Source organism: Nonomuraea sp. NPDC049400, from assembly GCF_044466425.1.
GTDB lineage: Bacteria > Actinomycetota > Actinomycetes > Streptosporangiales > Streptosporangiaceae > Nonomuraea.
The window spans coordinates 183,144-191,756 of the sequence record NZ_JBITMP010000020.1; the positions used below are offsets into that span (position 1 = coordinate 183,144).

At 72.5% G+C, this 8,613-nt stretch carries 8 protein-coding genes; 4 read left to right on the forward strand and 4 right to left on the reverse strand.

The window, feature by feature from the left end; translation table 11 throughout:
• Window position 1: 1 nt before the first annotated feature.
• The 3 genes from ACIBVN_RS30120 to ACIBVN_RS30130 form a co-directional block, all read right to left on the reverse strand.
• Complete coding sequence (locus ACIBVN_RS30120) at window positions 2-1,165, reverse strand: cytochrome P450 (protein WP_397142043.1); 1,164 nt, start codon at window positions 1,163-1,165, stop codon at window positions 2-4.
• A 154-nt stretch (window positions 1,166-1,319) separates the two neighbouring features.
• Window positions 1,320-1,826, reverse strand: coding sequence for an FBP domain-containing protein (locus ACIBVN_RS30125; RefSeq protein ID WP_397142045.1), 507 nt, complete (start codon window positions 1,824-1,826; stop codon window positions 1,320-1,322).
• Complete coding sequence (locus ACIBVN_RS30130) at window positions 1,810-2,415, reverse strand: TetR/AcrR family transcriptional regulator (protein ID WP_397142047.1); 606 nt, start codon at window positions 2,413-2,415, stop codon at window positions 1,810-1,812. The genes ACIBVN_RS30125 and ACIBVN_RS30130 overlap by 17 nt, the downstream gene beginning before the upstream one ends.
• A gap of 78 nt (window positions 2,416-2,493) precedes the next feature.
• On the opposite strand from ACIBVN_RS30130, the gene ACIBVN_RS30135 reads away from it, so the two are divergent.
• A complete protein-coding gene (locus ACIBVN_RS30135) occupies window positions 2,494-2,985 on the forward strand; it encodes a DinB family protein (protein WP_397142049.1) in 492 nt (163 codons plus the stop codon).
• Window positions 2,986-2,989: 4 nt separating this feature from the next.
• On the opposite strand, the gene ACIBVN_RS30140 is transcribed toward ACIBVN_RS30135, so the two are convergent.
• Window positions 2,990-3,853: an SMP-30/gluconolactonase/LRE family protein gene (locus ACIBVN_RS30140; RefSeq protein WP_397142051.1), complete on the reverse strand. Its 864-nt coding sequence runs from the start codon at window positions 3,851-3,853 to the stop codon at window positions 2,990-2,992.
• 234 nt (window positions 3,854-4,087) lie between these two features.
• On the opposite strand from ACIBVN_RS30140, the gene ACIBVN_RS30145 reads away from it, so the two are divergent.
• The 3 genes from ACIBVN_RS30145 to ACIBVN_RS30155 form a co-directional block, all read left to right on the forward strand.
• Window positions 4,088-4,873: a putative protein N(5)-glutamine methyltransferase gene (locus ACIBVN_RS30145; RefSeq protein ID WP_397142053.1), complete on the forward strand. Its 786-nt coding sequence runs from the start codon at window positions 4,088-4,090 to the stop codon at window positions 4,871-4,873.
• Window positions 4,874-5,089: 216 nt separating this feature from the next.
• The gene (locus tag ACIBVN_RS30150; RefSeq protein ID WP_397142055.1) at window positions 5,090-6,211 is read left to right on the forward strand and encodes an esterase-like activity of phytase family protein; all 1,122 of its coding nucleotides are present in this window, start codon (window positions 5,090-5,092) and stop codon (window positions 6,209-6,211) included.
• A 75-nt stretch (window positions 6,212-6,286) separates the two neighbouring features.
• On the forward strand, window positions 6,287-8,613 hold a 2,327-nt coding region (locus ACIBVN_RS30155), incomplete at its 3' end, for a glycoside hydrolase family 65 protein (RefSeq protein WP_397142057.1).

Genomic DNA, 8,613 nt, shown 5'->3' on the forward strand with positions numbered 1-8,613 from the left:
CTCAGAGGGTGACGGGCAGCGACGTCAGGCGCCAGGTGCCCGGGTCGGGGGTGTGCTCGATCTCCCCGGCGAGCGCCAGCTCGGGGAAGCGGCGCAGCAGGGCGCCGATCGCGATCGCGGTCTGCGCGCGGGCCAGCGACGCGCCGACGCAGAAGTGCGGCCCGTGCGCGAACCCGAGATGCGGCGACGGCTCCCGCCGGAGGTCGAGCCGGTCCGGCTCGTCGAAGGCGCGCGGGTCGCGGTTGGCGGAGGCGATCGAGGCCGTGACCGGCACACCCTTGGGGATGGGCACGCCGCCGATCTCGACGTCCTCCGTGGTGAAGCGGGGGATGGTCAGCAGCTGCGGCCCGCACCAGCGCGTCAGCTCCTCCACCGCCCGCGGCATCAGGGCGGGCTCGGCGCGCAGCGCGGCGAGCTGATCGGGGTGGGAGAGCAGGGTGGCGACGGCGTTGGCGATGAGGTTCGTGGGCGTCTGGCCGGCCAGGACGAGCGTCCAGACCATGGTGACCAGCTCGGTGTCGGACAGGCGGTCGCCGTCCTGCTCCATGACGCGGGCGAGGTCGGAGATCAGGTCCTCGCCGGGCTCCTCCCGGCCCCTGGCGACCGCCGCCTCGGCGCCTTCCAGGATGCGCGGGATGGCGTCCGCGAAGCCCGCGCCGTGCCCGGCCACGACCGCGGCGCCGTACTCGCGCCACTTGGGGCGGTCGGCGACGGGGATGCCCACCATCTCGCAGATCACCTCGATCGGCAGCGGGCGGGCGAAGTCCGCCAGCAGATCCGCTCGCGCGGGCAGCTCGTCCAGCAGGCGCTCGACGATCGCCGCCATCCGCGGCCCGAACTCCGCCGCCCTGCGCGGCGTGAACGCGGGCGCGACCAGCCTGCGCAGCCGGGCGTGCTCGGCGCCGTTCATCTCGGACATGGTCCGCATGTACGGCAGGCAGTGCTCCGGCACGTCGGGCCGCTGGTAACTGTGCTCGTTGGTGGCCAGTCGCGGGTCGCTCAGCATCGCCCTGGCCTCCTCGTGCCGCGTCATCGCCCAGAACGGCCCGAACCCAGGGGCCAGCAGCCGCGCCACCGGCGACCGCTCCCTGGCGCCGGTGTACGCCGTGAAGGGGTCGCGCAGCACGGCGGGATCGGTCAGGTCGATCTCGGGCACATCGGTCATCGCCGCTCCTGTAAATTCGGATGATGTCATCATCTGAATGTTCACGGTATCCCGTTCTCCGGGCGAACGGCAACGCGGGCGACGACGGCCGGACGGCCCTTCCCGACCGCGGGCGCGCTGAACGCCGCCCGCCGCCAAGCTGGGGCGATTCCCGTCAGCCCACGGTGCCGTCCAGCACGCGCTCCAGGAAGCCGTCCAGGTTCGCGGCCGCCCGTAGGATCCGCTCCTCGACCGAGAGCGACTCGAACCGCGTGCCCAGCTCGGTCTGCTTCTTGTCGCGCACATAGAGCGAGCAGGCCAGGTCGGCGCACATGTAGGCGCCGACCGTGTTGCCCTGGCGGCCGGCGGCGCCGACCCTGGGCGCGGCGAACAGCGCGACCCCGGTGCCCGAGTGCGGCGTCACGCAGACCGAGCAGAGGGTGGACTTGCTGAAGCTCCTGCGCACCTCCTGCGCCAGACGCAGTGACACGCCGACCAGCTCGCCGCCGCGCTCGGCCACCAGATAGGCCCGCTCCGGCGCCCCCGGGTCGCGCCAGCCCAGGAAGTCGAGGTCGGGCCAGGGTGACTCCGCCAGGCCGCGCGGAAGGTTGAGCCTGCGGGCCTCGCCCTTGGAGCAGTTGACGAAAGACGTGCGGATGTCGTGCTCAGTGATCGGATTCATGATTGTTTCCTGGGGGTCGTTCGGAAACCTGCCAATGCCGCAGCGCGTTGTCGAGGGCGTCGAGGATCTTCGTCCAGGACGCCTGAAGGTCACGCGCGTGTTGGAACCCGCCGCCCGCCTCCAGCCCGAAGAAGCCCTGGTACGTGCTGCGCAGCAGGCGGATGGCGTCGGTCAGGTCGGGCTCGGGCAGCCCGTACGCGCTCAGGTGCGCGTACGTGATGGACATGATGCGCTGATGCCCCTGGGACGCGGCCACGACGGCCGGGTCCACGGGCATCTGGGTGGCCTGGTAGCGGCCGGGACGGGTCAGCGCGAAGTCGCGCCAGGCGTTGGCGAACCCGGCCAGCGACTCCTTGCCCGCCCGCCCCGCCGTCGCGTCGGCGAGCCGGTCGGCCAGCTCGCGCGCGGATAGGACGGCCACGCGGGTGCGCAGGTCCTGGAGGTTCTTGACGTGCGAGTAGAGGCTCGCGTCCTTCACTCCGAACCTGCGTGCCAGCGCGGACACGGTGATGTTGTCGAACCCGACCTCGTCGGCCAGATCCGCGGCCGCCTCGGTCACCCGATCCGCTGTCAGCCCGGCACGAGCCATGGGCACCTCCACCTGAACTAGGAATCCTAGTATTTATCCTAGGGCATCTAGGTTAGCGGCCGGTGCTACGGTCGCCGGATGAGCAGACGAGTGCCGCTGACCGGCGGCGAGAAGGAGAGCCTGCACGCCAGCCTCGACCGCCACCGCGACGCCGTGCTGTGGAAGGTCGACGGGCTCGACGAGGAGCAGGCCAGGCGCCCCATGACACCGTCGGGCACGAGCCTGCTCGGCCTGGTGAAGCACCTGGCCGCGGTGGAGTACGGATGGTTCTGCCAGACGTTCGGGCGGGAGGCGGAGCCGCTGTGGTTCGCGCCGGAGGAGGACATGGAGATCCGGCCCGAGGAGAGCACCGAGCAGATCGTCGCCTTCTACCGGCGCGCGCGGGCCGCCGCCGACCGGGCGATCAACGCCCTGGACCTGGAGACGACGGGCACGTCATGGGCGGGGGAGACGGTGAGCATGCGGTGGGTGCTCATCCACATGATCGAGGACACGGCGCGGCACGCGGGCCACATGGACATCCTGCGCGAGCTCATCGACGGCGCCGTCGGCGACCACCGCCCCGCCTGAGGCGTCACAGGGCGGCCGGCAGGACCGGCCGTCCCCGCACCCCGGTGTCGGCGGCGAAGACGGCGCCCGCGTCCGGCTGCTCGGCGCGGTCCACGCCGAGGGCCGAGGTGGTGATGAACAGCCGGTCGAGGCTCTCGCCGCCGAACGCCACCGCCGTGACCTTCCGTATGGGCAGGCTGACGACGGCGTCGAGCCGGCCGCCCGCGTCGTAGCGGTGCACGGCCCCGCCCTGCCACAACGCCACCCACACCCCGCCCTCGGCGTCGACGGTCAGCCCGTCGGGGGCCCCTTGCCCGGGATCGACGACGGCGAACGGGCGGCGCCCGCTCAGCCCGCCCTCGGGGTCGTAGTCGAGCACGTCGACCCGGCCGGTCGTGGTGTCGGCGTAGTAGGCCAGGGCGCCGTCCGGGCTGAAGTCGAAGCCGTTCGAGATCGTCACCCCGGGCAGCACCACCCGCAGCCCGCCGCCGGGCTCGGCCACGTAGAACGAGCCGCGGCCCGGGCTCTCGTCGTAGGCCATACTGCCGATGTAGAAGCGGCCGTCGGGGTCGCAGCCGCCGTCGTTCATCCGGACGGCGGGGTCGGTCCAGGCCTCGCCCAGGGAGCGCAGCGGGGCGTCCAGGTCGTCGGTGTCGGCCAGCAGCAACTCGCGCTCGGCGGCGACGACATAGCCGCCGGACACGCGCGGCCGTACGGCAGCGGCCACCTTGCCCACGCGGCGGCGGCGCACCTTGCCCTGGGCGTCGAGCGTGAGCACCTCACCGGCCAGCATGTCCACCCAGCGCAGCCCGCCCCAGCGGCTCGACCAGACGGGACCCTCGCCGTGCTCGGCGACGGGGTCGGTCACGGTGTACGGGGCGATGCTCATGCCGCTCTCCTGGGGTCGCAGGGTCGTGATCCAGACCCTAACGGCAGTCGCCTGGTACCGGACAGGGGTGCACGGGTGCCCCCGCCGGGGCGCGAGAAAGGGCTCTGGTACGCTCTCGGGAAGTTCGTCCTGAGGAGGTGAGACCCATCAACGCTGTGTCAGATTGGGTGCTCCCTCCCCGCGACCGGGGCTAGGTGATCGCGGGAGCGCCCATGGGCGTCCCGAAAGGCTGTCATGTCGGTTTTTTCGTCATCTGTCCCTATCCTCGTCACCAGGCTGCGCGCCGCCGGCTGCGTGTTCGCCGAGGACGAGGCCGACCTGCTCGTCTCCACCGCCGCCACCCCTGATGAGCTCGCCGCCATGGTCGAGCGGCGGGTGGCCGGCGAGCCCCTCGAACACGTCCTCGGCTGGGCCGAGTTCTGCGGGCTGCGGGTGGTCGTGGAGCCCGGGGTGTTCGTGCCCAGGCCGCGCACCGGGTTCCTCATCCAGGAGGCCGTCGCGCTGGCCCGCCGGGTCGCCGGGACGCCGGTCGTGCTCGACATGTGCTGCGGCACCGGCGCGATGGGGGCGGCGCTGGCCGCGGGGCTGGAGCGGGCCGAAGTGTACGCCACCGACCTCGACCCCGCCGCCGTGCGCTGCGCCCGGCGCAACCTCGCCGGCGGCCACGTCTACGAGGGCGATCTGTACGAGCCGCTGCCCGCCTCGTTGCGGGGCCGGGTCGACATCGTGATCGCGAGCCCCCCGTACGTCCCCTCGGAATCGGTCGCGCTGCTGCCTTCCGAGGCCCGGCTGCACGAGCCGCTCGTCGCGCTCGACGGCGGAGGTGACGGGCTCGAGGTCGTGCGGCGGGTGATCGCCGGAGCGCCGCAGTGGCTCGCGCCCGGCGGCCACCTGCTGGTCGAGACCAGCGAGCGGCAGGCGACCGCGACCGCCGAGGCCGTCGCCCGCGCGGGGCTGGCCGCCCGCGTGGCGAGCTCGGAGGAACTGGACGCCACGGCGGTCATCGGCACCCGTCTTTAGCGGCGTGGCTCCAGCGGGGCGGCGGCTCCTGCGGGGCGGGCGGTGCCGCCGCCTGAGTGAATACCCGCGCGCTTTTCTCGGAATGATTTGACCCTTTTGATGGGCGGCGTGCCGTTATTTGTCCGTGGACTTCGCCGGTGATCCGCGCTTTCATTTTCTCCGTCGGTTCCGGTCCTTGGGAATTGTGGGGATCATATGGTTCGTGCGCGGAGAACAATGGAAATCGCCGTCGTGTTCGCGATGGTGGCGGGCGCCGCCCCTCCCGCTTCGGCGGCGCGGGCGGAGCCCGTGCGCATCACGCGCTTTCTCGGGGAGCAGCGGTTGCCGCACTTGATGCGGTTCGAGGAGACCACCGTGGGCGGGCTGTCGGGCATCGACCGAGACCCGGCCACCGGCACGTGGTACTTCATCTCCGACGACCGGTGGCGCTACAACCCCGCCCGCTTCTACACGGGCCGGCTGGACATCGACCGGGAGACGGGGGAGTTCACCGGCGTGCGGCTGACCGGGGTCACGACGCTGACCAGGGCGGACGGCACGCCGTACCCGGCATACGGCAAGCCGGGGTCGGCCGATCCCGAGTCGATCAGGTACGACCCGTGGCGGCGGCGGCTGCTGTGGGGCGACGAAGGGGACAGGCCGGACACCAGGAGCCCGGCCATTCCGATTTCCCCCTCCGGGGTGCGATCGGCGGACATTCAGGGGCGTAATGTCGGCGAATTGCGCGTGCCCGCGAATTTGCGGCTGACGGACACCGAGAGCGGGCCACGGCGTAATTTCGGTTTCGAGGGGCTCGCCGTCACCGCACGCGGGATCGCCGCCGTCACCGAAGGCCCGCGCTACGAGGACGGGCCGGTGCCCACGGTCGAGCGCGGCGCGCCCGCGCGGCTCACCGTGTGGAGCAGCGGGGGCTCCGTGCGCGGCCAGTACGCCTACCCGCTCGACCCGCTGCCCGTCGCGCCGATCCCGCCCGACGGGGATGCCGACACCGGGGTGTCGGAGATCCTGGCCATCGACGACCACCGCTACCTGGCGCTCGAGCGGTCCTGGATCCAGGGCGTGGACTACCGGGTGAAGCTCTACGAGATCGACCTGCGTGGCGCCACCAACGTGCTGAACAGGGACGACCTGTCGCAGGGCGCGCCGTACCGGCCGGTGGGCAAGCGGCTGGTCCGCGACCTCGGCGCGTTCCGGCCGCCGGTCCAGAACCTGGAGAGCATGGCCTGGGGACCGCGCCTGGCAAGCGGCGAGTGCACGCTCGTGATCGGCTCGGACGACAACTTCGACCAGCGCGAGAGGACCACGTTCCTGGCCTTCGGCGCGACGGGCTGCCCCTGACCGAGCCGGCCGAACGCACGCGGCCGGCCTGCTCGGGCGAGGGCTGGCCGGGGCGTGCGTGGGTAGCGTCCGGGTGTGGGCACCTTCGGCCTGACCAGGCCCCCGCGTGCCCGTGGGGTGGCGATGAACGCCTGGACGCTCGTGTACGACGGCCTCGACCCCGCAGGGGAGGGGCTGCGGGAGACATTGTGCACGCTCGGCAACGGCAGATTCGCCACCCGGGGCGCCACCCCCGACGGCGAGTACCGCACGCCGGGCACCTACGTGGCGGGCTGCTACGACCGGCTCGACTCCGTGATCGCCGGGCGCACCGTGACGAACGAGGACATCGTCAACATGCCCGACTGGCTGCCGCTGACGTTCGCGACGCCGGGGTCCACGTGGTTCCGGCCCGAGCGGGCCGAGCTGGCGGCGTACCGGCACGAGCTCGACCTGCGGAAGGGCGTGCTGGTGCGCGAGCTGCGCTGGCGCGACGGTGAGGGCCGCATCACGCGGGTACGGCAGCGCAGCCTGGTGTCCATGGCGGACCCGTACCTGGCGGCCCTGGAGACCACGTTCACCGCCGAGAACTGGGCGGGGCCGATGCGCGTGCGCGCCACGCTGGACGGGCGGGTCTCGAACCGGGGCGTGGCCCGCTACCGTGCCCTGCGCGGCGACCACCTGGCCGGGCACGCCGCCGGCTCCGAGGACGACCTGGCCTGGCTGACGGCGAGCACCTGCTGCTCGTCCATCAACGTGGCCCTGGCCGCCAGGATCGACACCGACGCGCCTGGCACGCCTCCGTCGCCCGCAAGCCCGCACGCCGTCGGCGCGCAGCTGGCTCCGGGAAGCCTTCGCGTCACCGGCGCGCGGCCGTCGCCCGGTCCCGACTACGTGTCCTCCGACCACGTGCTGCACCTGGCCCGGGGCGAGCCCGCGACGCTCACCAAGATCGTGGCGCTGACGACCTCGCGCGATCCGGCCACCCACGACCCCCGCTCGTCGGCGCTCAGGCACGTGCGCCGCGCACCCCGCTTCGAGGATCTGCTGGCCCGCCACCGCGCCGCATGGGAGGGGCTGTGGCGGCGCGCCCGGCTCGACGTGGGCGGCCCGAGGCTGTCCAGGACCGTCCACCTGCACATCTTCCACCTGCTCCAGACGCTCTCCCCGCACACCGCCGACCTCGACGCGGGCGTGCCCGCCCGCGGCCTGCACGGGGAGGCGTACCGGGGACACGTGTTCTGGGACGAGCTGTTCGTACAGCCGTGGATGAGCCTGCGCTTCCCCGAGATCTCGCTCGGCCTGCTGCGCTACCGCTGGCGGCGGCTGCCCGAGGCCAGGGACGCCGCCAGGGAGGCCGGGTACGACGGCGCGATGTTCCCCTGGCAGAGCGGCAGCGACGGCCGCGAGGAGACCCCGACCCTCCACCTCAACCCCATCTCGGGACGCTGGCTGCCCGACCACACCCGGCTGCAGCGCCACGTCGGCCTGGCCATCGCCTACAACGTGTGGCAGCACTACCTGGCCACCGGGTCCATGCCGCAGTGGTGCGCGGAGCTGCTGCTCGACATCGCCAGGTTCTTCGCCTCGCTGGCCGTGCGGTACGGCGACCGGTACGAGATCCGCGGCGTCATGGGGCCCGACGAGTACCACGACAGCTACCCGGGCGCCGCCGTGCCGGGGCTGGCCAACAACGCGTACACGAACGTCATGACCGTGTGGCTGCTGATGCGCGCCCGCGAGACCGCCGCGCTGGCGCCCGGCCTGGCGCCCGGCCCCGCGGAGCTGGCCCGCTGGGACGAGATCAGCCGCCGGATGCGGGTGGACTTCCACGACGGCGTGATCAGCCAGTTCACCGGGTACGCGGACCTGCTGGAGCTCGACTGGGGCCGCTACCGCGGCGTGCGGCGCCTGGACCGGGCGCTGGAGGCCGACGGCGACGACGTCAACCGCTACAAGGCCTCCAAGCAGGCCGACACGCTCATGCTCTGCTACCTGCTGACCGGCGCCGAGCTGCTCGCCATCCTGGAACGCCTCGGATACCAGGCCGAACGCAGCCTGATCCCCCGCACGGTCTCCTACTACCTGGACCGCACCAGCCACGGCTCGACCCTCAGCGCCGTCGTGCACGCCTGGGTGCTGGCACGGTCGAACCGCGCGCAGTCCTGGAGGTTCTTCACCGAGGCCCTCTACAGCGACATCAAGGACGTCCAGGGCGGCACCACCCCGGAGGGCATCCACCTGGGCGCCATGGGCGGCACGCTCGACCTCCTCCAACGCTGCTACCTCGGCATGGAGCTGCGCCCTGACGGGCTCCGGCTGGACCCGCTGCTGCCCGGCCGGCTCGGCGTGCTGTCCATGCCGATCTGCTACCACGGGCGCCAGATCTTCATCGACGCCGACCACAACGAGGCACGCGTGAA

Coding starts and splice junctions, on each gene's coding strand:
- ACIBVN_RS30120 (WP_397142043.1), bottom strand. CDS start 1,165: ATGACCGATGTGCCCGAGATCGACCTGACCGATCCCGCCGTGCTGCGC.
- ACIBVN_RS30125 (WP_397142045.1), bottom strand. CDS start 1,826: ATGAATCCGATCACTGAGCACGACATCCGCACGTCTTTCGTCAACTGC.
- ACIBVN_RS30130 (WP_397142047.1), bottom strand. CDS start 2,415: ATGGCTCGTGCCGGGCTGACAGCGGATCGGGTGACCGAGGCGGCCGCG.
- ACIBVN_RS30135 (WP_397142049.1), top strand. CDS start 2,494: ATGAGCAGACGAGTGCCGCTGACCGGCGGCGAGAAGGAGAGCCTGCAC.
- ACIBVN_RS30140 (WP_397142051.1), bottom strand. CDS start 3,853: ATGAGCATCGCCCCGTACACCGTGACCGACCCCGTCGCCGAGCACGGC.
- ACIBVN_RS30145 (WP_397142053.1), top strand. CDS start 4,088: ATGTCGGTTTTTTCGTCATCTGTCCCTATCCTCGTCACCAGGCTGCGC.
- ACIBVN_RS30150 (WP_397142055.1), top strand. CDS start 5,090: ATGGAAATCGCCGTCGTGTTCGCGATGGTGGCGGGCGCCGCCCCTCCC.